General features: G+C 62.1%; 18 protein-coding genes. 8 read left to right on the top strand and 10 right to left on the bottom strand.

Going from position 1 to position 21,344, the window contains the following annotated elements; genetic code table 11:
* Window positions 1-26: 26 nt before the first annotated feature.
* The 7 genes from NKH98_RS22685 to NKH98_RS22655 all read right to left on the bottom strand — a co-directional run bounded on the left by NKH98_RS22685 (window position 27) and on the right by NKH98_RS22655 (window position 8,541).
* Complete coding sequence (locus NKH98_RS22685; RefSeq protein WP_352901837.1) at window positions 27-1,082, bottom strand: hypothetical protein; 1,056 nt, start codon at window positions 1,080-1,082, stop codon at window positions 27-29.
* Window positions 1,083-2,165, bottom strand: coding sequence for an ABC transporter ATP-binding protein (locus NKH98_RS22680; protein WP_352901834.1), 1,083 nt, complete (start codon window positions 2,163-2,165; stop codon window positions 1,083-1,085).
* A 77-nt stretch (window positions 2,166-2,242) separates the two neighbouring features.
* Window positions 2,243-3,568: an iron-containing alcohol dehydrogenase gene (locus tag NKH98_RS22675; RefSeq protein WP_352901832.1), complete on the bottom strand. Its 1,326-nt coding sequence runs from the start codon at window positions 3,566-3,568 to the stop codon at window positions 2,243-2,245.
* Entirely contained in the window at window positions 3,561-5,087 is a 1,527-nt protein-coding gene (locus NKH98_RS22670; RefSeq protein ID WP_352901829.1) for a xylulokinase, read from the bottom strand. Before NKH98_RS22670 ends, NKH98_RS22675 begins: the two co-directional genes overlap by 8 nt.
* A gap of 65 nt (window positions 5,088-5,152) precedes the next feature.
* Complete coding sequence (locus tag NKH98_RS22665; protein WP_352701478.1) at window positions 5,153-6,682, bottom strand: ABC transporter substrate-binding protein; 1,530 nt, start codon at window positions 6,680-6,682, stop codon at window positions 5,153-5,155.
* A 48-nt stretch (window positions 6,683-6,730) separates the two neighbouring features.
* The gene (locus tag NKH98_RS22660) at window positions 6,731-7,630 is read right to left on the bottom strand and encodes a carbohydrate ABC transporter permease (RefSeq protein ID WP_352901825.1); all 900 of its coding nucleotides are present in this window, start codon (window positions 7,628-7,630) and stop codon (window positions 6,731-6,733) included.
* Complete coding sequence (locus NKH98_RS22655; protein WP_352752807.1) at window positions 7,630-8,541, bottom strand: carbohydrate ABC transporter permease; 912 nt, start codon at window positions 8,539-8,541, stop codon at window positions 7,630-7,632. Before NKH98_RS22655 ends, NKH98_RS22660 begins: the two co-directional genes overlap by 1 nt.
* Window positions 8,542-9,408: 867 nt before the next feature.
* On the opposite strand from NKH98_RS22655, the gene NKH98_RS22650 reads away from it, so the two are divergent.
* The 3 genes from NKH98_RS22650 (at window position 9,409) to NKH98_RS22640 (ending at window position 13,779) form a co-directional block, all read left to right on the top strand.
* Window positions 9,409-11,082, top strand: coding sequence for a LuxR C-terminal-related transcriptional regulator (locus tag NKH98_RS22650; RefSeq protein ID WP_352901823.1), 1,674 nt, complete (start codon window positions 9,409-9,411; stop codon window positions 11,080-11,082).
* A gap of 202 nt (window positions 11,083-11,284) precedes the next feature.
* The gene (locus tag NKH98_RS22645) at window positions 11,285-11,965 is read left to right on the top strand and encodes a hypothetical protein (protein WP_352901820.1); all 681 of its coding nucleotides are present in this window, start codon (window positions 11,285-11,287) and stop codon (window positions 11,963-11,965) included.
* Complete coding sequence (locus NKH98_RS22640; RefSeq protein WP_352901864.1) at window positions 11,893-13,779, top strand: alpha/beta fold hydrolase; 1,887 nt, start codon at window positions 11,893-11,895, stop codon at window positions 13,777-13,779. Before NKH98_RS22645 ends, NKH98_RS22640 begins: the two co-directional genes overlap by 73 nt.
* A 201-nt stretch (window positions 13,780-13,980) precedes the next feature.
* Here the strand turns inward: NKH98_RS22640 and NKH98_RS22635 are convergent, their stop codons facing one another.
* Entirely contained in the window at window positions 13,981-15,027 is a 1,047-nt protein-coding gene (locus NKH98_RS22635; protein WP_352901817.1) for an NAD(P)-dependent alcohol dehydrogenase, read from the bottom strand.
* A gap of 132 nt (window positions 15,028-15,159) precedes the next feature.
* Window positions 15,160-15,999: a hypothetical protein gene (locus tag NKH98_RS22630; protein ID WP_352901814.1), complete on the bottom strand. Its 840-nt coding sequence runs from the start codon at window positions 15,997-15,999 to the stop codon at window positions 15,160-15,162.
* Between the two features lie 518 nt (window positions 16,000-16,517).
* Between NKH98_RS22630 and NKH98_RS22625 the strand changes: the two genes are divergently transcribed.
* The gene (locus tag NKH98_RS22625; protein ID WP_352901812.1) at window positions 16,518-16,784 is read left to right on the top strand and encodes an AbrB/MazE/SpoVT family DNA-binding domain-containing protein; all 267 of its coding nucleotides are present in this window, start codon (window positions 16,518-16,520) and stop codon (window positions 16,782-16,784) included.
* On the top strand, window positions 16,781-17,179 hold the full coding sequence (locus tag NKH98_RS22620) for a type II toxin-antitoxin system VapC family toxin (protein ID WP_352901810.1): 399 nt from the start codon (window positions 16,781-16,783) through the stop codon (window positions 17,177-17,179). Before NKH98_RS22625 ends, NKH98_RS22620 begins: the two co-directional genes overlap by 4 nt.
* Window positions 17,180-17,334: 155 nt before the next feature.
* On the opposite strand, the gene NKH98_RS22615 is transcribed toward NKH98_RS22620, so the two are convergent.
* Complete coding sequence (locus NKH98_RS22615; RefSeq protein ID WP_352901807.1) at window positions 17,335-18,126, bottom strand: class I SAM-dependent methyltransferase; 792 nt, start codon at window positions 18,124-18,126, stop codon at window positions 17,335-17,337.
* Between the two features lie 143 nt (window positions 18,127-18,269).
* On the opposite strand from NKH98_RS22615, the gene NKH98_RS22610 reads away from it, so the two are divergent.
* From NKH98_RS22610 to NKH98_RS22600, 3 genes are read left to right on the top strand one after another with little or no spacing between them, the layout of a single operon-like run.
* The gene (locus NKH98_RS22610) at window positions 18,270-19,379 is read left to right on the top strand and encodes an ABC transporter substrate-binding protein (protein ID WP_502894299.1); all 1,110 of its coding nucleotides are present in this window, start codon (window positions 18,270-18,272) and stop codon (window positions 19,377-19,379) included.
* The gene (locus NKH98_RS22605; protein ID WP_352803810.1) at window positions 19,369-20,448 is read left to right on the top strand and encodes a FecCD family ABC transporter permease; all 1,080 of its coding nucleotides are present in this window, start codon (window positions 19,369-19,371) and stop codon (window positions 20,446-20,448) included. The genes NKH98_RS22610 and NKH98_RS22605 overlap by 11 nt, the downstream gene beginning before the upstream one ends.
* Window positions 20,442-21,281, top strand: a complete 840-nt coding sequence (locus NKH98_RS22600; RefSeq protein ID WP_352803813.1) for an ABC transporter ATP-binding protein — start codon at window positions 20,442-20,444, stop codon at window positions 21,279-21,281. Before NKH98_RS22605 ends, NKH98_RS22600 begins: the two co-directional genes overlap by 7 nt.
* Window positions 21,282-21,344: the final 63 nt, after the last annotated feature.

The following is a 21,344-nucleotide window of genomic DNA, read 5'->3' as shown; positions in this document are numbered from 1 at the left end:
GCATCAATCGAGTTTCCCCGGCTCCGCTAGCCTCGATGATAGCGGTCGAAGGACAAAACCAGCGGAGCATCGTGACAAACCGCGTCGATGATGGCGGTCGTCAGCGGCAGGCGATCATGGGGAAGTACACCCCGGGCCATCATGTTCTTCAAAGTCGGACCAAGGTCCAGCGCCAGTTGCGCTCCCTCGACCGTGTCCGAACTCATATGTTCGCGCTTCGCCACGGAATAGGGCAGGCCGCGGCCAAGCAGGCGCCCCATGCGACCGTTACGGCCCGCCTGGCAGGTCACATAAAGATCGCCGGAGCCTGCCAGCCCCAGCACTGTTTCGATTTTTCCGCCCAGAGCATCGACCAGAATCGCCATCTCCGCGAGGGACTGCGAGAAAAGTGACGAGGCAAGATTGTGCATGAGCGCACCATTGGGCGCCTTGCCGTCGCGCTCCAGCATTCCGACGGGAGCCCCAACGGCGAGTGTGTAGAAATTCTTGAAAGCAGCGCAGATCTCGACGCCGACGAGATCGGATGACGATCGCGCGTGATAGAAGGGCGCGCGCAGAAGGCGGGAGGCCGCGGCCACCTGGTCGGGATCGTGTCCGGCAACGATCACAGACGTATCGCGCTGTGCCGCCAGTTCGCCGGCAATACACGGTCCGCCGACGGCCATCACCGGGACTGACAAGCCGGTGCGTTGCTCGATCTCGCGGGCAAGCAGATGTGGCAGGATGTCGATGCCTTCGTCGCTTGCCGCAAGTCCTTTCGTAATCATCAGTATCGGCACGGGCGACTTGATGCTTTCTGCGATGCGCTCGATCGCCCAAGGAATGCCGGCCGACGAGACGCCGAGTACAAGCAGATGGGGTCCATCGTTCATCGCTGCCCCGAATTCGGTCCAGGACCTGGCGGCCACCACATCAGGCAGTGTGGTGTTGAGGCGCGGATGACGACCGGTGCTGGCCACCGAGCCGACGATCTCCTCGTCGAGATAGGTGCCGACAAGAGTGATGCGGTTATCCGCGTGAGCGGCAGGAAGCGTCATGGCAGAGCCCATGACGCCGGCGCCGAGGATAACGACCTGGGCCATTTAGCTTCTTCCCTTGTCCAGTCGCTCGCCGCTGCCTTGGTCGAACAGGTGGATTCGCTCAGGCGCCGGTTCCAGATGGATTACAGCTCCAGGAGAGAGCTCCATGCGGTCATGCAGCACCGAGCAGATCGCAGTGTTGCCCATGCTGGCAAAGATGTGGATTTCGGGGCCGGTCGGCTCGACAACCGTAATCCTGGCCGGGATGCCGCGCCCGTCGGCCACGGGGCGAAGATGTTCGGGGCGAATGCCGTAGATCACCTTTTGGCCGGGCCGGACCGCAGCCCCTGGCGGCAGCGGGAGGGATAGCTCGTCGGTCCGCACCACCCAGGCGTCGCGCTCGGATGCCACCTCGCCATGCAACATGTTCATTGCGGGCGAGCCGATGAAAGAAGCGACGAACAGGTTTGCCGGGTGATCGTAGACATCGAGCGGGCGCCCGATCTGCTCGATACGGCCGTCGCGCATGATGACGATGACATCGGCCATGGTCATGGCCTCGATCTGGTCATGCGTGACATAGACCGTGGTGGTCTTCAGTCGCTGGTGGAGTTCCTTGATTTCGGTGCGCATCTGCACCCGCAGCTTGGCATCGAGGTTGGACAGCGGCTCGTCGAACAGGAACACAGTTGGGTCCCGCACGATGGCGCGGCCCATGGCGACACGCTGCCGCTGGCCGCCCGAAAGCTGGCGAGGGTACCGTTCCAGATAGGGAGTCAGGTTGAGGATCGATGCCGCCCACCCGACCTTCTGTTTGATTTCTTCGTTGGGGCGCTTCTTCAACTGCATGGAAAAGGCCATGTTGTCGAAGACGGTCATGTGCGCATAAAGCGCGTAATTCTGGAAGACCATCGCGATGTTGCGGTCTTTGGGGTGCAGCATGTTGACGACCCTGTCGCCTATGGCGATCTCACCGGACGTGATGGGCTCAAGACCGGCTATCATGCGCAACAACGTGGACTTGCCGCAGCCGGACGGCCCCAACAGAACGACGAACTGGCCATCCTCGATCGAGAGATCGAGTCCATCGATAATCGAGAGGGCGCCATAGTCCTTCTTTATGTTGCTGATGGTGACAGACGCCATAAATTGCTACCCTTCGATTGCCCTTGCCGGTTGGAGCCCATTTTCGCCATGCGAGCCATTGGCGATCGGATGCGCTCTCACCATTCGCTGTCCAGAAATTCTTCCAAGAGTCCTGCATCGGCGGCCAGATTGACAAAGGACCAGCGGCCGCGGATTTCTCGCGAATAGCGAATGGCATCGTGCCAAAGCGCGCGCGGCAGGCCTAGTTCTGCGCCGGTGACCGGCCCCCCCGCAGCCTTGAGGGCTGCCTCCATGCGGGCAACCGGCATTGCCATTGGCCGAACCTCCTGGCGCAGGGCCGGCCAGATTTCCGCGAGTTTCCGGTTGAAGATTTCCGTCTGGCTGGCGTCGAGTGCTGTCTTCCTCATCTCGGCAATGCAAAGTGGTCCAAGCTGCGCTCCATAGCGGGCCAGCATCGCCGCCTCGTCGATGACGGTTGGCTTTGCCTGCGGCGGCTCTTCCATGTCCAGCAGCTGCGCTTGCAGACGCGCCATGACCAGCGAGGCAACCCCGACCTGCTGGCCGTGCGTGGTGCCTGGATGATGTGCTTGCGCGAACATGTCGACCCAATGGGAGATCTGGTGCTCCCCCATGGACCCGGGATGGGAAACGCCGGCAAAGCACACGCCCATCGAGCATAGCGTCAGGACGCGCTGGAGATGCCCGACGGCGGTGATGTCGTGCCTGGCAAGGCCAGGCGCATGGGCCAGCATCGGTTCCTCATCGCCCGCCTGAAGCAGATAAGGCACCTCGGAATAGTAAGTGCCGAACAGCCGATGCGAAGCCCACCAGTCGATCTGGGCGGTGGAGCGGCAGAGGCTGTCGCCAAGCCCGGCGGCGCTGAGCCAACTGGGTGCTGCAGCCGACACGCCAAGGTCCAGGAAGATGCCTCGCGGAGCATGCGAGGGCAGCGAGATCTTGAGCCCTGAAGCCAACGTCACCGACGCTGTCGAGGCGCCATAGCCATTCATCGAGGCCGCCGTGCCGAAGACGGCATAGGGCCGCTGGTCGAGGAAGGTTGCATGCTTGCAGCTGTCGTTGAGGACGCCGGACCCGACGGCCACGACGCCTTCGGCGTGACGCGTCTTCTCCCTGACCATCTGGATCGTTGCCTCATCGCAGTCGAGGCCGTCAGGCAGCACGATTTCGTCGATTTCGGCGATGGCACGCAGCGCCTTCGCGACGCGCCTGCCCATCACATCGACGGTGTTGATGTCGGAGACCACGGCGATGCGGCTGCCTAGCGCCAGAGGCGCAACGAGATCCCCCTCGCGGCCCTCCGTCGTCTCCAGCAATTCGATTGTCTGGAACGGCAGGACCGCGGCTGCGCCTGTCTTGGGATCTGTCCAGCGTCCTGCGACAACGTCCTCGATCAAGGCGTTCCATTTGCTCGCTTCAGCCATGATCGGTCTCCATGAAGGCCGCGAGACGCTGGTTCCAGGTTGAAAGCGTTGGCCAAAGATCGGCATGGATCGCAAGAAGTTCGGCGTAGAGCGCGGCCCGTTTCGCGTCCGGTTCGAAGGTTCTGGCCGGCTCGCTGGCCATTGCGAGCGACGCTTCGGCGATGGAGGAAAACCAGCCCACGCCCTTTGCCGCCGCCATCGCCGCGCCAAGCGAGGAGGCTTCCACCGTCGTCGAACGCTTTATGGGATGATCGAGCGCATCCGCCAGAATCTGCATCCACAGGTCGGACTTCGCCCCTCCGCCGATGGCTATGAATTGGCCTATGGTCTGGGCGGCCGCTGCGGCGGCCCGCTGACTTGTCGCGGCCTGATGAAGCGCTATACCTTCCAGCACGGCACGATAGATGTCGCCGCGGCTGCTCGAGCCGGACAGCCCGGCAATCACACCACGGGCCGTACTGTCCCAGTGCGGGTCCATGACGCCCTGCCAGTAGGGAAGAAGCATTATGCCGCCTGCGCCGATGGGGCCGGCAGCGGCTTCGGCCTCGAGCGCTGCCAGGCCGCTTGCGCCATGCAGATCGACGCCAAGCATTTCGCGCGCCATCCAGTCGACGAGAAAAGTGCCGGCGCGAAGGCACGTCTCGTAGATATAGCCATCATCGGCGACCGCCGTCTCGGTGCGGAAGGCCTGGTCATGGACGTAGTCCGTGCCAAAGCTGCCGGAGACGACCGCCGTGCCGAGATTGATGTAAGCGCATCGCGGCTGCAACACGCCAGCGCCCGTTCCGGCGCATTGACCGTCGCCGCCGCCGGCGACGATCGGCGTGCCCTCCCGCAGGCCCGTCAGTATGGCGGCTTCCGAAGTCAGTTGGCCCAGAACGCTGCCGGGCCGCGCCAGGTCCGGCATCATTCCCCGCGCCACGCCCGCGGCGTCCAGTATTTCGTTAGACCAGTCCATAGCTCGCATATCGAGTATGCCCATCGGGTCGGCGGATGCGGTGGACGTCACCCACCGGCCGCTCAAGCGAAAGACCAGATAGCCATGGACTTCGGCCATTCGCTCCACGCGGGCAAAAATCTCGGGCTCTTCCTCGCGAAACCAGATCATGCGGTAAAGGCAAGGAATGACATCGAGCGGCTTGCCGGATATTGCGTGGACGCGTGCCGCGCCGAAACTCTCGCCGAAGCGGCGTACCTTCTGCCGGGCGCGCTCATCGAGCCAGAGCGTCGCCGGCCCGACCGCCTGGCCCTGCTCGTCGAAAAGGCCGAAGCTTTCGCGCTGGTTGGCAATCGCAAGGGCGGCAATGCGTGCCGGGGAAACTGTTGCTACGACAGCGCGAAGCGCCGTCACCGTCGAGGCCCACCACGCGGCCGGATCCTGCTCGAAATAGCCCGGCCGCGGGTTGGACATTGCAAGCGGTGCACGACCTTCAGCCACGGCCAGCCCATTGCGGTCCCAGGCGATCGCCTTGGTTGCCGAGGTCGAGGAATCGATGCCGATGACGAGATCCGGAACCATTGCCGCCACATTGCCAAAGGGCGAGGGCGGTGGAAGCCGCCTTCGCCCAAATCACCGACGAGTCGCTAAAGACCGGCGTCCTTGACTTTGCCGTCGACAATGCCGGCGATGGCATCGAGGCACGCCTTGGCATTGCCGCCATAGTCTTGGCCCGTAAGCAATTTGCCGAGCTCGACAGGAATGTCGTTGTTCGACAGATCCGCCCAGATCGGCATGTCCGGCTCGGATCCCATCTGGTTGTCGATCGTGTATTTGATCGCGTCGAAGTGGCGTGTCGTTCCAGGCCCGACGACGGCCTTCGCCTTCACGCGAGGATCGGTGAAGGAAGAATTGCGCATCGGCGAGGCGCCGCCGCCGAGCGTCGATACCCGCGCCATCACATCCTTCGAGCAGACCCACTGCATGAACAGCCATGCTGCTTCCTTGTTCTTGGAATATTGCGACAGCGAAATCGTCGAGCCGCCCTGGTGACCAACGGCCGGGATTTCGTTGAAGCCGCAATCGGCGGCGGCGCGACGACCGGGAACCTCCTTGGGCGCGGGCAGGGCTTCGAACAGGCCTTTGACCTTGGAATCGTTGGCGTCGAAGCCGGGGAAATCTTCGCCCCAGGTGATTGCCATCGCCGCCTGACCCTGTGTCAGTGCCTGTCCCTGGCCGTCCCAGGTCCAAGTCGTCGCCGAGGGCGGCGAGTTCTTGACCAACTCCTGATAGAATTGCAGCCCGGCCACGCCGCGCTCGTCATTGCCGACAAACTTCTTGTCTTTGTTGAAGATCGACCCGCCATGGCCCCACAAGGCGAAGGTCCAGTCGCATTCCAGCGAATAATGGCCGGACTTCGCCTGGCACGCGGTGCCGAAGATGCCGTTGCTTTTTTCTGCCTCTGTGAGCGCCTGCACGGCCTTGAGGTAGGCGTCGAGGTCTGTCGGCAGCGCAATGTTGTGTTTGTCGAAAAGATCCTTGCGGTACATCAGGATGAAGATCGGAATATCGAACGGGATTCCGCACTGCTTGCCGTTGTACATGGCGATGCCGTCGACCAGCGGCTTGGAGAAATCGTCCCAGTCGAAGTTGGGCATCGCCAGGTTCTTGTTCTGGTCATAATACTCGCGCGGATCGACGACATCCTGTGCAAACGTCGCCATCCAGGACTGATCGAGATAGTAGACGTCATAGGTGCCAAGCTGGCCCTGCACATCTTGCGTCGCCTTGGCGAGAACCTGCTCCAGCGGCACGATCTCGACTTCCACCTCAATGCCGGTGGCCTTGGTGAATTCACCCGCGACAAGCTGGTTGGCGACGATCGTTGGCGGCGTCGCTTCCGAAGTGTAGCGGATTTTGGTGCCGGCATACGGTTTGCCGACATCGGCCAGCCACTTCAGCATATCGGCGTCCTGGGCGCGGGCTTCTTCAACCCCGAGGCCCAGGATCCCCCGATTGGTGCGGCCGCCACCTAGCATGGCTGATCCGAAGGCAGAAAAGCCGACACCGGCGAGCGCCATCTTCCTCATGAAGTCGCGTTTGGTTATTCGGCGCGCCGTAAAGTCGTTGCAGGTATCGGCGACGAATGTCTTCTTGTCGTGTTCTCTGAAGCTCATGATCGTTCCTCCGTTGCGTTTTTTGTCGTCGTTCTTCTCGCCTGCGCCTCACTCCTTCAGGGACCCGAGGGTGAGGCCGCGGACCAGATGCCGTTGAACCAGCAGGATAAAGATGAAGCTGGGTATGATCGCGGACGTCCCGAGCGCTGTGATGTAGCCCCACTCGGTTGCGGTCGAGGTGACAAAGGTCGAAATCTTCACCGGCACGGTGCGGATCGACGTTGTCAGGAACAGTGAGAGCAGGAACTCGGTCCACGAAAAGATGAAACACAGCACAGCCGTCGCAGCGATGCCGCCCTTGACCATGGGAAGGACGACGCGCCGGAACGTCTGCCAGCGCGTCGCGCCATCGATCAGCGCCGCCTCGTCGACCTCGCGCGGGACGTCGTCGAAGAACGACTTCAAAAGCAAAACCGCCAGCGGCAGATTGATCAAACTGTGAACGAGGATGAGCCCCGTATAGGTATCGCGCAAGCCGAGATCGCGGAACATGAAAACGATCGGAATGACGATCGCGATTGGCGGCATGAAGCGCTGCGAGAGAATCCAGAACAGGAAGGACTGCTGGCCGCTGAACTGCATTCGCGACAGGCAATAGGCGGCCAGAGTTGCGAGCAGCAGTGTCAGCGCCGTCGATCCGACGGCTATGATGGCGCTGTCGAGCAACGACTGGCGGGAATCATAGGAACTGGCGCCACCCTTGATGACCCCGGCCGCCTCGCCGCCCTGTTCCATGCCGATGTCGACGCGCGAAACGCCAAGCAACGTCACACGGTAATTGTCCGGCGTCGGCGTGAAACCGGTGTAGACCGGTCCGCTGCGGTCGAAGATCGCCGAATAGGGTTTGATGGATGACAGGGCCCACCACGCGATCGGGAACATGAAGATCGCCACCACCAGGATGGCGAGCACGTCACGGGTGATCGTTTGGGCGCGCGACGATTCCATCAGAACCTCACCTTGAACAGCCTGACGAAGACGTTCGACACGACGATCAAGACGACGAGCACGATCAGCGACAGGGTCGCGGCATAGGGGAAGTCTCCGGTGAAGTAGATTCGACCCGCATAGAATGAAAGCGTCTCGGTGGCCGTGCCAGGCCCGCCAGCGGTGATGATGTAGACGTAGTCGTAGATGCGAAAGAGATCGACGCCGCGGATCAGCACCGCGACCGCTATCACCTTGCGCAGCATCGGCAATGTGAGCCGCCAGAACGTCTGGATGCCGGTGGCGCCGTCGATCGCCGCTGCCTCGAAAGGTTCCTTCGGCAGTGCCCTGAGCCCTGCCAGGATGATGAGCACCATGAACGGCGTCCACTGCCATATGTCTGCCAGCAGGATCGCCGCCAATGCGGTTCCCGGCTGCGTCAGGATCGGCTGTGCTGGCGAGATCAGGTCGAGGGCATAGAGGTAAAACGACAGGACGCCGAAAGAGCCGTCCTGCATCAGCAGGAACATCATTCCGGTCACCGCAGGCGGCACCACCAGCGGCAGTGTCATCAGCGCCCGCAGCACGCCGTAACCTTTGCGATCGGTGTCAAGCAGAAGCGCGATGAGGATGCCGAGCGCAAGCTGAACCGCAAGCGCGACGAAGGTGTAGATCAGCGTGGTTTCCAGCGAATGCCACATACGCGCATCCGAGAACGCACGCGTCCATTGGTGGAGCCCGGCGAAGTCAAGTTGCCGGGAGACGACATTGCGTTTGTGAAACGACAGCCAGACTGAATAGGCGAGGGGATAGATGCCGAAAACGAGAAGCATCACCGTGATCGGCGCGAGCCAGGGGAAAGGATGCTCGGCCGTCATGAACCGGGGCAGGGCCCATCTGGGCGTTTCGCGGGTCACGGTCACCGTGCTCACGCGCAAATCTCCGCTCGGTCACAGAGACGCATCGGCCTTCTCCCTAACGGCCAGATTGTGCCAACTTGAACTTTTGTAAGTTTGTTGTGCCTTTTGTTAAGAACGTGTCGGACGGCCGCCGATTTGTCAAGTGTAGGTTCCCTCAGCACTCAAGGGATTTGCTCCTAGTCCCAGAGGATGCCGTCATCGCCGGGTATGGAGTTGTTTTTGGAGGGAACGTCGCCGGTAAATGCCGTGTGTCAGCATCAAAAGCGCTTAGGGCTGCCGCCAACTCTGGCAGCCCAAGGAAAGCTACAGAACGCATCGAGGAGATCGGGAGGATACCCCGGGCTTTTGGAACTCCCTCCGGGCTCACCCACCATTGTCGTTATTTATCAATAACAGCGGTTATTTGTTCCCTCGGTTAACCACGTCCAAGATGGCGAACCTGCACGCATTGCTTTGATTTGATTGACCAGTGGTGGCCTACTGACAATCCAAATCGGCGGGTGAGGAGATGGTGCTCCACTACCTCGTCGAGGTTTCGCAAAATAGCAGCGTTTGGTTGCGCCTAGCCTACTCCGATAACATAGCGAGCGCTTGCTGCAGAGATCGCACCAGATCACCGGCCGCAGATGCTAAGGCCAGGAGGGGAGGGATAAGGTCGGCCCGTTGCGCGGAGGTCGTCGGATGGCTTGGTCGCGTCATGAGACGACATTTGCATCTTGTGCGGCGAGCGTCGCGATCCGACCTGTTGCTGTCGTCCGGAACGCTCTCATTCAGAGCGCATAAGTGCATTCCGGTCATTCGTGCTCGATCATGCTATACTCCGTCTCGGAAAGTAGCCATTGATGGCTAGGATTTCTGTTCGTCTGCGGAGCCAACTGGATGGGCAGCTCAGATCGACAGCAATGCAACAGCGGCTCCTTGGAAGAGACGGATCAGCTCGCCCTCGGTCGTGAGACTTACGAAGAAAGGGCGTGGGGCGACGCCTATAGGTTCCTCTCGCACGCCGATGAGACGGCTCCGCTTGCCGTCGATGATCTCGAACGGCTGGCGATGTCGGCCTATTTGACCGGGCGCGACGAGGAGTACCTGCGGGCCCTGGAGCGAACCCATCATGCATATCTCGATGCTGACGAATATCATCGCGCCGCCCGCTGCGCCTTCTGGCTGGGCCTGCGTCTTGTCTTTCGTGGGGAGATGGCTCCGGCGACCGGCTGGTTTGAACGGGCCCATCGACTGCTCGAACGCGAGCCAAATGATTGCGTCGAACAGGGTTATCTGATGCTGCCCCGCGTCGAACAGCATCTTGCTGCCGGCAACCTTGAGGCATCCTACGCTGCGGCCAGCGCCGCAGTCGAGATTGGCGAGCGCTTTGCGGACGCGGATCTCGTTGCCTGTGCGCGGCACCTGCAGGGCCGTGTTCTGTTACGTCAGCGGCGGACCACAGAAGCTTTCGCGCTTCTCGATGAGGCGATGGTTTCGGTCACGGCCGGCGAATTGTCGCCGCTTTTTACCGGCTTGATCTACTGCAGCGTGATCGAAGCGTGTCAGCAAGTCCATGCTCTGGGTCGCGCACGCGAATGGACTTCCGCTCTGGGGCGATGGTGCTCGGAACAGCCCCAGCTGATCAGTTTTAGCGGCACCTGCCTGATGCATCGCGCTGAAATCAAGCGGCTCAGCGGCGCATGGCAGGATGCAATCGACGAAGCGCAGCATGCCGTGGAGCGTTTGACGCAGTCAAATAATCGAAAAGATACGGCTGGGGCTTGGTACCAGTTGGCGGAAGTACACCGCCTCCGTGGAGACTTTGAAGCGGCCGAACGGGCATATCGGAGTGCAAGCCAATGTGGCTTCGAACCGCAGCCGGGCCTTGCCCTGTTGCGGTTGGCCGAAAGGCACATCGATGCAGCTGTGGCCGCAATCCGGCGCGTCATGGCCGGGACGACCGACCAAGTGAAGCGCATTCGGCTGTTGCCAGCTCACGTCGAGATCATGCTGGCGGCTGACGACATCGAGGAAGCACGCCGTGCCTGCCACGAACTGTCGGAGGTTGCAGAAAGCTACGGAACCGAACCGTTGCGCGCCCTTGCCGCCCACGCGCGGGGAGCGGTGGAACTGGCAGAAGGCGAAGCGCAGGCCGCGGCGATTTGTCTGCGCCGGGCAATAGAGGAGTGGCAGCAAGTCGACGCACCATACGAAGCAGCGCGCGTACGCGTCATCATGGGCCTGGCATACCGCGCCCTCGGTGACGAAGACGGCGCGACACTGGAGCTGCAGGCAGCACGGACGGTATTTCAGCAGCTTGGTGCCACGCCCGACGTTTCTCGCATCGATGCCCTGCTTGACATGCGGTCGGAGGAATCCATCAGTCTCTCTGCCCGCGAGTTGCAAGTCCTCCGCCTGATCGCTTCTGGCAAAACCAACAAGGAAATCGCCAACGAACTGCATTTGAGCGGAAAGACAGTAGACAGGCACGCAAGCAACATCTTCAACAAGCTCGACGTCCCCACTCGCACCGCCGCCACCGCTTGGGCCTACGAGCACCGCCTAGTCTGAGCGTGCCCGGCATGGGTGGAATCACCCATGCATAGTCGGCGCCGATTGGGTGGATCGCCCGAAGCGCCGCCTTCCCTTCCGGCCTAAGCTTGCACCTGTCGGCTATGGATGCGCGCCGCCTCGGCGCAACTCGCCTGCAGACTGCAGGACGGACTCGGTGATCGCGCTGCAAAACATCCGGCCACAATGAAAGGAGGAAGCGATGTCACGTACCGATACCGGGATGCGGGTCGCGGGCGCCTGGCTTGCAATTGCTTCTGTACTCTTAGGTTTCGTCCTGGTCGGTCACGGGCCGATTCATCCCGACCTCGCCCTTCAAATGCACATCATCGCCAACAACGTCACCCTGTGGGTGGTCGTGCATTGGGCCGCCGCGGCAGCACTGTCGCTGTTCGTCGTCGCGAGCCTGATCGTGCTGACCGCGGGCTCTCGCCTGACCGAACACTGGTGGACCCTATCCGCCTGGGCGGTGGTGCCGGTCGGCGCCCTCTGGACAATGACCACCGCCGTGGCCGAGGCCACCACCGTCGCCGATGCCGCCGCCGCCAACGATATGGCGCGCTTCTCGGCCTGGTGGGCGTTCGCCGAAGGCAAGGCCAACGGATTCATGTTCCTATGTCTGGCGGTTGTCGTGATCGCCGGCAATGAGGCGCTGAGCCGGCAACAGATAACGCCGACCTGGGCGTCACTGGTCGGAGTTGTGGCCGGGCTTGCCGCCTTTGCCGGCTGGGCGTTGGGCATGTGGTTCGGCATCTGGCTGGGCAGCCTCGTCTGGGTTGCGTCGTCTTTCGTGATGGCCCTTTGGACGTTGTGGTTCGGATTGGGGCTCGCGCGAACCGAGATCAGCGTGTCAAGCGCTCGCAGCTCAAGCTCTGGCGCGTGAGCAACCCAAGAGGCCGGGCGGCACGCGCAAGACGAAATCGTCCTATCAACATTAGGGAGGCCATGATGACTCACGTTGAAGGTTACACCGCCACCCCGGCGGCGATTGATTCGAACCGCATATCCGGAGAAGCTGCGCGCAAGCGCCTGCTCACCGGGCTATCGATCGCCGAACGGCGGCTCGAATTGGCCGGCATCTCGACCGTGCTACTGGAAGGGGGCGCGGGATCACCGATCGTGCTGTTGCATGGCCCAGGAGAACATGCAGCAAAGTGGCTGAGAATTCTTCCGGAGCTTGTGAGAACGCATCACGTAATCGCACCCGATCTGCCGGGCCACGGCACGTCGGGGACCCTCGAGGGACCGATTCATCCCGATCGTGTTCTCGCGTGGCTTGGCCAACTCATCGAACGCACCTGCCCAACGCCGCCCATTCTTGTCGGTCAAATTCTCGGCGCCGCAATTGCTGCTCGCTTTGCCGCCAAGCACGGTAACCAGCTCCGCTGCTTGGTGCTGTCGGACGCGCTCGGCCTTGCGCCGTTTCAGCCGGCGCCTGAATTCGGTGCGGCCCTCGCCGCGTTCATCACGGAGCCAAGTCCGGAAAGCCATGACCGCCTCTGGCAGCAATGCGCCTTCGACCTCGACGCGCTGCGTGATCATATGGGCGAGAACTGGGAGCGGCTGCGAGCCTACAATCTCGATCGCGCGCAGGCGCCGGAGTTGAAGCCGACCCAGCAAGGTCTGATGGAGCAGTTCGGATTTCCCGCAATCCCATCAGAGGAACTGGCGCGCATCAGAATCCCGACCTTCCTGATCTGGGGGCGGCACGATCTTGCCACCCCATTGCCTGTAGCGGAAGCGGCGAGCGTCCGATTTGGGTGGCCGCTCCACATTATCGACGGCGCCGCCGATGATCCGCCGATCGAGCAGCCTGCCGAATTTGTAAAGGTGCTGCGGGCTGCTCTTACCGCAGCCGGATCCGCGGCTCCTCAGGCGCTGCCCGACACACGTGAGGCTTGGGACCGAATTGCCGCGGGTTACGATCGGACGAATACCGAAACACAGATGTGGCTTGGCAATGAGAGTCTGGTCAGGGCAGGGCTCCGCGCCGGCATGCGCCTTCTAGACATTGCATCCGGCAGCGGCGCGCTCAGTATCCCGGCAGCTCGGATCGGTGCCGAGGTAGTCGCCGTCGACCAGTCGCCCGTCATGCTCCGCCTGCTGCGAGAGCGCGCCAGCCGCGAAAGCCTGGAAATCGACACCCGCGTGATGGACGGGCATGCGCTTGCCTTTGACGACGACAGCTTTGACATGGCGGGGTCTCAGTTTGGGGTCATGCTCTTTCCCGACATGCCGAAGGGCATTCGGGAGATGACGCGGGTCGTCAAACCGGGTGGCCGGGTACTCGTGACCACCTATGGCGACCCGCATCGGATCGATTTTCTCGCATTCCTGGTCGGGGCCATTCAGTCGGTCCGCCCGGACTTCAATGGTCCGCCCATGGACCCGACGCCGCTGCCGTTCCAGCTCACCGATCCAGAGCGGCTTGCCCGCGAACTGGCGAAGGCCGGGCTGAAGGACCTCAGTGTCGAGACGATCACCGAGAGCACGGCGTTCAAGTCAGGTGCTGAGCTATGGGATTGGATCGTTTGGAGCAATCCGATTGTCGAGGACGTGCTTGGCAGCCTCGCGTTGAGCGAAGGCGAGCGCGTGGTCATTCGCCAGACGCTCGATTGCATGGTGCGTGAACGGGCCGGCGATGACGCTTCAGCCATTCTCAGAAACCCCGTCAATATTGGCATCGGCACCAAATGACTGCGCGGCGATGGACCGGAGGATGGTGGCCGAGAAGGTGGCCCGCCCGAACAGATTCGAACTCCTGCCCCCGGGGACTAGAGGAGCGCAAGGTGCGACGAAGTCGTTTCTGGGTTTTATCCTTGGGTTCGCCGGACCATACGAGATGATACGAGACATATGGGTTGGCGAACCAGCCGCTCTGTAGAAAACAGCGTCCCCTTAATCCGGCAATTGGATCTGAAGCTTTACGTCCGCCGGCCGGGCTTCGACTGCGCGGTCGAAGGCGGTGATGGAGTCTTCGAAGGGGAAGGTCGCCGAAATCAATGGTTTGAGATCGACGCGGCCCGATCCCATCAGTGCGATCGCTCGGTCATATTGGTGGGCATAGCGGAATACCGTCTCGATGCGGATTTCCTTGGTAGAGGCCGTAGCGATGTCGAACGCCACCGGCGCGACCGGCAGGCCGACCACCACCACGGTACCACCGGGCCGCGGCAGATCGAGCAGGGTCTCCCATGCCTTGGACGAGCCCGAGCATTCAAACACCACGTCGGCGCCCCAGCCGTCGGTCAGGCGCTTGACCTCCGCGGGCAGGCTCTTGTCGCGGATGTTGACCGGGATCACACCCTGGTAGCCGCCGGCAATGTCGAGCTTGGGTTGGGCGAGATCGGCGACGATGGCGCGGGCGCAGCCGCCGGCCAGCGCGGCGATCGCCACCATCGTGCCGATTGGCCCGGCGCCAATCACCACCGCGGTGTCACCCGGCGCAATCTTCGCTTTGGCCGCCGCCTGCATTCCGACAGCGAAGGGCTCCACCATGGCGCCCTCGGCGAAGCTGACATTGTCGGGCAGTTTGAAAGTGTAGTTGGCGGGGTGGACGACATAGGGCGTCAGCACGCCGTGGATTGGCGGCGTTGCCCAGAACCTGACCGCTGGATCGACGTTGTAGAGACCGAGCCGGCTCGCCCGCGAATTGGGATCGGGGATACCCGGCTCCATGCAGACGCGGTCGCCGACCTTCAGATGCTCGACACCTTCCCCCGTTTCGACGACGGTGCCGGCGGCTTCATGGCCCAAGACCATCGGCGCTTCGACCACGAACGGGCCGATGCGGCCATGCGTGTAGTAGTGCACGTCGGAGCCGCAGATGCCGACAGTGTGGATTTTGATGCGAACTTCGCCCGGGCCCACGGTCTGTGGCAGATCGATGTCTCGCAGCTTGAGTTCGTGTTGGCGTTCGAGGACAAGGGCGCGCACGTTCGTCATCGACGTAGTCTCCTCTAAAGCCGATCGTAGGGGCCTTTAACCCTCTACGGGTATACACACCGTCCATCTATGCATCATTGTTCTCCGGGCTGGCGCTGTGGCCCCGATAGACGCGATCGAGCGCAGGCAGGTTCAGTTGGTGCTGGTTGTGGGGGTGAACCCGCACTGCTTCTGTTCCATATCGATCTGTTTCGTGATGCGGACGGCGTTCTGCGCGTAGGCCTCCGTCACGGAGCCACTATTCACGGTCTTGCCCTTCAGCGGACTCACGCCTGCGCAGAGGTGGAAAACATGCGGCTCGGCGGACTTCGCGGCTCCGGCTTCCGGCGCGATCCAGTAGACGACATCCTGACCGGCGGGGTGGCTCGCGTCCCGCGTCGCCGCCGTCACCGCGGCGGTGTCCGTCGCGATCGCCTGCGCCTGAGCGGCGACATCGGGCGAACAGGCGGTGGTGGGCTGCCCCGACTTGATCTGGGCCGCGCATGCGTTCATATCCTGGGTGTACTGCTCGACCGACGGGGGTTTGAAACTGATCCCCATGACCGTCGCGAGCACGGCCAGAGCAGCGCCGACGCCGCCGGCAACCTTCTTGGTCCGCGGATCCATGTTTTTGTCGGTGAGGATCAAGAAAACCAGCGGAAGGAAGGCAATCAGCGTGATAATTGCGCCGAGCTGGTTTTGGAAGAAGAACCTGGCCGTGTCGGATGCACGGGCCGGATCGTGCCTGTTGGCCGCCTTCCACAGCAAGTTGCCGGCGATTGCGAAAATCGCGATGCCGACCAGAAGGCCGATGACCAGCGGCAGGTGTGCCTGGTCGAACTTGTTCTGGCGAAGCAGCATGATTCCGTAGATCTCGCCGCCAATAGCGACGATCCACGAGAGCGCGGCGAAAAGGCGAAGACGCGTGGCGGAGGACTTCTGGCCCTGCGTCGCTTGCCAATCCTTGGTAACGTCTGGCTTGTTGTCGGTCATGACCAGATCCCCTGATATCGACACTTCTGCGGGCGGCGTTAGACCAGAAGGTCAACCCGCCCGGCGCAGCAGCATTGAACGAGCGCCACCTGCCTTAGCGACGCGGCGCCACGGCAGGCCTCATCTCCATTCATAATTCATATTGCGCATGAGCGAGTCAGTCCAGACCCACGCAGGCAGACGCCTATGCGGCGATGGGCCCGTTCTTCTTATTAATCTCCGGCTCGAACTTGACGTAGCGGACTGACAACTTACGGCCAATAAATGCGACGTAGAGTATCTGCTCGGCAAAGAGGGCTCCTGTACAACTCCGACGTCGCAGGCAGATCAACCGGTTCGGCCAACATCAGAATCAGTCGAACGAGGGGCGAGCGCGAATCCACGATGCCTGACGGCTTTCTAAAAGGTATCGATGCCATTCAGTCGCCGCATGGACGCCAAGCTTGGCCCCCCGACCATCTGCATTGATAATAATGCAGATTTGCATTATCTTATCGCGAGAACAGGAAATTTTTAACGTGGCAACGTTGACAGTGACGACAAGGGGACAGGTGACCTTCCGCAAGGACGTGCTGCAACATCTGGGCATCAAACCGGGCGAGAAGATCGAGCTTGATCTGCTGCCCGACGGTCGGGCGGAATTGAGGGCTGCACGGGCGAAGGGGTCGTTCCGGGACCTCCACGGCTTCCTCAGAGGCAAGACGAACGGCCGGGTGCTCAGCATCGAGGAGATCAACGAGGCGATAGCGGAAGCGGGCGCTGCGGCCGGGTCCGTCAAGGAATGAGGGTTACGGCCGACACGAATGTGCTGCTGCGCGCCTATGTCGCCGATGATGAGGCGCAGGCGGCCATTGCCGTCGACCTGCTGGCCAAAGCGGACATCGTGGCCGTGAGCTTGCAGGCCTTGTGCGAGTTCGCCTGGGTTCTGGCCCGGCAGTACCAGACGGAGCGCGAAAATATTGCCGCGGCGATCCGGGCGTTGCTGAACACCGCGAATGTTGTCGTCAACCGGCCGGCGGTTGAGGCAGGGCTGTCAGTCCTCGATGCCGGCGGCGATTTCGCGGACGGCGTGATCGCTTTTGACGGCGGGTGGCTTGGCGGGGAGACTTTCGTCTCTTTTGACCGGAAGACCGTCAAACTGCTCTCGGCGCAGGGACAATCCGTACAGCTTCTTTTCTAAGTCTCTTTCCGCGCTGGTCTTTCGCCCTGTGCTGTCGCGTCTTTAGAGGCCGCTGCGAGCAATTGGATTCTGCGGTACGGATGTCAGATCAGAATGGCGGGGTGCGAGCCGACGATCGCCGATAGATGGTTGTGCAAATCGTTAGAATTCCCCAACTACCGGGCCGCCTTGGTCGCGCAGATCGCGTAGCGATGCTGCGTCGAGCGTTCCAGCGCCCTGAGGAAGCTCATGTGCCGTGCCTGCGCACGATGAATTGCGCCGAGCCGGGTGTCGACTACAGGCATCTCAAAGCCAGCCTCCACCAGAAGCGCGCAGACCTCGTCCGCTTTGGTGCCATGCGAAAAGTACAACCGTGACAGGATGCTGCGATGGCGGTCCGCCATCGCCTGATCCAGTTCGTGGACCGGCCCGACTGTCCGGCCAACGGCCCTTTCCAGGACTTGTCGCAGAGAGGTTACCCAGGTCTTACTGCCGAAATCACCATCAATGATCAGCAGCCGTCCGCCAGGCTTGAGCAGCGAGAACCATTCCGCGAATGCTGCTCGCGGATCCACCAACGTCCAGACGAGATGACGGGTGACGAGGACGTCGTAGCTTTCTCCGTTTTCAAGGGTTCGCTCGGCGTCGCCGATCAGAAACCGGATGCCGCTTTCCCTCTGCGTCGCCTTTGCACGCGCGCGGGCAAGCATGGCCTCTGACCAATCGAGCCCGGTCACGGCATAACCCAGGTCGTGCATGAGATGGGATATGACCCCGGTGCCGCAAGCGAGGTCGAGCGCGCGACGCCCATCCCCGCGCCCCAAGTGCTTGAGTATCAGCCTGTGCCAGGCCAGGCGTTCGCGCGGTGAGAAGATTTCATGCCCCACCGAAAGGTCGAATGTTCCAGCGCGCGTCGACCAATAGTCGCGTATCTCATCCCGCAGCGAATAATTGGGCTCGCCCACCATTCCTGACCCCTTGTCGTCGTACCAGTCTGGAATGGCTCTAAAAGATATTTCTTGAGAAATGAAGTCATCTTTTATAAGCCACCTCTGGCTAATCCATTTCAAGAGAGGGCGCGATGAATTTCGGAAAGATCCCAGCAGCGACGATGGCGGCCGCTATCGTCGCTCTGTCGATGACGCTGACCGCCAGGGCCGAAATGGTTGCAGTGACTGACATTACGGGCCGCCAGGTCAAGGTGAACGTCCCTGTCGAGAGGGTAATTCTGGGTGAGGGCCGGCAGGTCTATCTCGTCGCGGCGCTCGACACCGAGGATCCGTTCAAGCGCATCGCTGGCTGGCGCGAGGATTTCAGCCAAGCGGATCCGGACAACTACGCGGCCTATCTGGAAAAATTCCCAAGAATGGCGAATATCCCCACATTCGGCGGTTTCAAGGACGGCACTTTCGACGTCGAGCAGGCGATATCGCTCAAGCCCGACGTCATCGTGATGAACATCGAGTCGAAGCAGGCCACGGAAGACGCCAAGTATATCGAGAAGCTCACCGCTGCCGGCATTCCGTTGGTTTATGTCGATTTCCGGGAGCGTCCTTTTACCAACACCGAACCCAGCATGCGCCTGTTTGGCACGCTGTTCGGCAAGGAGGAGCGCGCCGAGGAATTCATCACCTGGCGCGCCGCCGAGATCGCGCGCGTTACCGACGTAATCGAGAAGGCCAAGCCGGAAAGGCCCAAGGTCTTCATCGAACGCGCCGGCGGCTATTCGGACGATTGCTGCATGAGCTTCGGCGACGACAATTTCGGCAAATTCGTTGAGATGGCAGGCGCTGACAACATCGCCAAGGACATCATCCCCGGCACCTTCGGCACACTCAATCCCGAACAGATCATCGCCTCCGACCCGGATCAGATCATCGTCACCGGCGGCTCGTGGGAAGCCTATGTACCGGGCGGTGCCTGGGTGGGCGTCGGCCCCGGCCGTGATGAGGCGGAGGCGGTGCGCAAGCTGAAGGCGCTGACCGAGCGGCCGGCGCTGACCGGCGTGAAGGCCGTCGAGGACGGCGCGGTGCATGCCATCTGGCATCAGTTCTACAACAGTCCTTATCAGTTCGTGGCCATCCAGCAGATGGCGAAGTGGCTGCATCCCGATCTTTTCGCCGACCTTGATCCTGAGGTGACCTTCAGCGAGTTGCACAAGAAATTCCTGCCCATCGCATACAGGCCCGGCCACTGGGTCTCGCTGACCGATGTCGATTGAATCGACGGCCGTCAGCACCGCGCTCCACAGCACCGATGGACGAGGGCGTTACCGCGCTCTCGTCTGGCGGCGGCAGTTGATCCTTGTCGGCCTCGGCGCTGCCCTGCTCTTCAGCCTGTGCGTCGACCTTGCGGTCGGTCCCGCCCGCTACGACCTCGGCGAGGTCGTGCGGGCCCTTGTGTTCCCCGACACCGTGCCGCAGCAGGTGCGCGTGGTGCTCTGGGACATCCGCATGCCGGTGGCCCTGATGGCGATTGTCGTAGGAGCGGCGCTAGCCGTGGCCGGCGCGCAGATGCAGACCATCCTCAACAACCCGCTGGCGAGCCCCTTCACGCTCGGCATATCCGCCGCCGCGAGCTTCGGCGCCGCGCTTGCGCTTGCCTTCGGGGTGAGGCTTGTCCCCGCCGCAGTCGAGTATGTAGTGCCGATCAACGCCTTCGTGATGGCGATGCTGGCGGCCTTCCTCATTCACGTGCTGAGCGTCAAGCGCGGCGTCAGCGCGGAGACCATCGTGCTGCTCGGCATCGCGCTGGTTTTCACCTTCAACGCGCTGCTCGCGCTCGTCCAGTTTTTCGCGTCGGCGGAAGCGCTGGCGGCGGTCGTCTTCTGGACAATGGGCAGCCTCACCAAGGCCACTTGGCCTAAGCTTGCGGTCACCACATTCATTCTCCTCGCAGTCTTACCCATTTTCGCCCGGCGCGTCTGGGCGCTGACGGCGTTGAGGCTCGGTGAGGACAAGGCGGCCAGCTTCGGCGTCAAAGTCGGTCGCCTGCGGCTCGAGACGCTCATCCTGGTGAGCCTCCTCGCCGCCATTCCCGTCGCCTTCGTCGGCACCATAGGTTTTATCGGCCTCGTGGGCCCGCACATCGCGCGCATGGTCATCGGCGAGGACCAACGCTTCTTCCTGCCCGCCTCGGCGCTCGCGGGCGCGCTCATCCTGTCGGCCAGCTCGGTCGTCAGCAAGTCGCTTATCCCGGGGACGGTTTTCCCGATCGGCATCGTCACCTCGCTGATCGGCATCCCCTTCTTCATCTCGCTCATCCTGTCCAGCACGAGGCGCTCATGGTGACGATCCGGCTTGAGGCGCTCGGCGCGCGCTACGGGACGAGCCTCCGGCTTCGGGATGTGACGACGCCAGTGTTCGAGGGCGGAGACATTGTGGCTGTGATCGGTCCGAATGCCGCCGGGAAGTCGACGCTCTTCAGGCGCATCGCCGGCCTCCTGCAAGGACCGGGAGCAATGCATGTCGAGGGGGCCATTCGCGCGACGAGCGGCATCTGCTACATGCCACAGGAAACGTCCGCCAACGCGGTGCTCACCGTCTATGAGTCAGTGTTGCTCGCCCGCAAGCAGGGTATGGGCTGGTCCGTGGGCGACGATGATCTGGCTCGCATCGACGAGACCCTTGCGGCGCTCGGCATCGCCGACATCGCTTTCCGCAACATTGGCGAGCTTTCCGGCGGCCAGCGGCAACTCGCCAGCCTGGCACAGACGCTGGTGCGCGAGCCGGAGGTCCTGCTGATGGACGAACCGACATCAGCACTCGATCTGTCGCGGCAGGTGGAAGTGCTCGGTCTCATGCGGGAACTTGCCAGGGCGCGAGGCATGGTCGTGCTGATCGCCCTGCACGACCTCAATCAGGCCCTGCGCTTCAGCGATCAGACAATGGTCATCGCGGACGGCCGGCTGGTCGCATGCGGGCCAACGCGGGACATCATCACCTCACATCTGCTGCGGGACATTTATCATCTCAACGCGCGCATCGAGCCGTGCTCGCGCGGCATCGGCCATGTCATCGTGGATGGCGTGGCGGATGGGCGTCGGACGCTCATAATGCCGGCAGCGGAGACCGAATCCGGGCTTCGGAGCAGATTCGAGGCGGCAGCCGTTCCGGCCGCGTGACGGCAACCGCATTAAGCCGTCTGATCGACGCCCGCACTGATCGACCTGGTCCTCTGACCGCTG

Source organism: Mesorhizobium sp. M0833 (assembly GCF_040319905.1).
Classification (GTDB): domain Bacteria; phylum Pseudomonadota; class Alphaproteobacteria; order Rhizobiales; family Rhizobiaceae; genus Mesorhizobium.
This window is presented reverse-complemented; position numbering and strand designations above follow the sequence as displayed.

Excerpts from the sequence above, each read along its gene's own strand:
- NKH98_RS22685 (WP_352901837.1), bottom strand. The coding sequence starts at position 1,082 with ATGGCCCAGGTCGTTATCCTCGGCGCCGGCGTCATGGGCTCTGCCATG.
- NKH98_RS22680 (WP_352901834.1), bottom strand. The coding sequence starts at position 2,165 with ATGGCGTCTGTCACCATCAGCAACATAAAGAAGGACTATGGCGCCCTC.
- NKH98_RS22675 (WP_352901832.1), bottom strand. The coding sequence starts at position 3,568 with ATGGCTGAAGCGAGCAAATGGAACGCCTTGATCGAGGACGTTGTCGCA.
- NKH98_RS22670 (WP_352901829.1), bottom strand. The coding sequence starts at position 5,087 with ATGGTTCCGGATCTCGTCATCGGCATCGATTCCTCGACCTCGGCAACC.
- NKH98_RS22665 (WP_352701478.1), bottom strand. The coding sequence starts at position 6,682 with ATGAGCTTCAGAGAACACGACAAGAAGACATTCGTCGCCGATACCTGC.
- NKH98_RS22660 (WP_352901825.1), bottom strand. The coding sequence starts at position 7,630 with ATGGAATCGTCGCGCGCCCAAACGATCACCCGTGACGTGCTCGCCATC.
- NKH98_RS22650 (WP_352901823.1), top strand. The coding sequence starts at position 9,409 with ATGGGCAGCTCAGATCGACAGCAATGCAACAGCGGCTCCTTGGAAGAG.
- NKH98_RS22645 (WP_352901820.1), top strand. The coding sequence starts at position 11,285 with ATGTCACGTACCGATACCGGGATGCGGGTCGCGGGCGCCTGGCTTGCA.
- NKH98_RS22635 (WP_352901817.1), bottom strand. The coding sequence starts at position 15,027 with ATGACGAACGTGCGCGCCCTTGTCCTCGAACGCCAACACGAACTCAAG.
- NKH98_RS22630 (WP_352901814.1), bottom strand. The coding sequence starts at position 15,999 with ATGACCGACAACAAGCCAGACGTTACCAAGGATTGGCAAGCGACGCAG.
- NKH98_RS22620 (WP_352901810.1), top strand. The coding sequence starts at position 16,781 with ATGAGGGTTACGGCCGACACGAATGTGCTGCTGCGCGCCTATGTCGCC.
- NKH98_RS22615 (WP_352901807.1), bottom strand. The coding sequence starts at position 18,126 with ATGGTGGGCGAGCCCAATTATTCGCTGCGGGATGAGATACGCGACTAT.
- NKH98_RS22610 (WP_502894299.1), top strand. The coding sequence starts at position 18,270 with ATGGCGGCCGCTATCGTCGCTCTGTCGATGACGCTGACCGCCAGGGCC.
- NKH98_RS22605 (WP_352803810.1), top strand. The coding sequence starts at position 19,369 with ATGTCGATTGAATCGACGGCCGTCAGCACCGCGCTCCACAGCACCGAT.
- NKH98_RS22600 (WP_352803813.1), top strand. The coding sequence starts at position 20,442 with ATGGTGACGATCCGGCTTGAGGCGCTCGGCGCGCGCTACGGGACGAGC.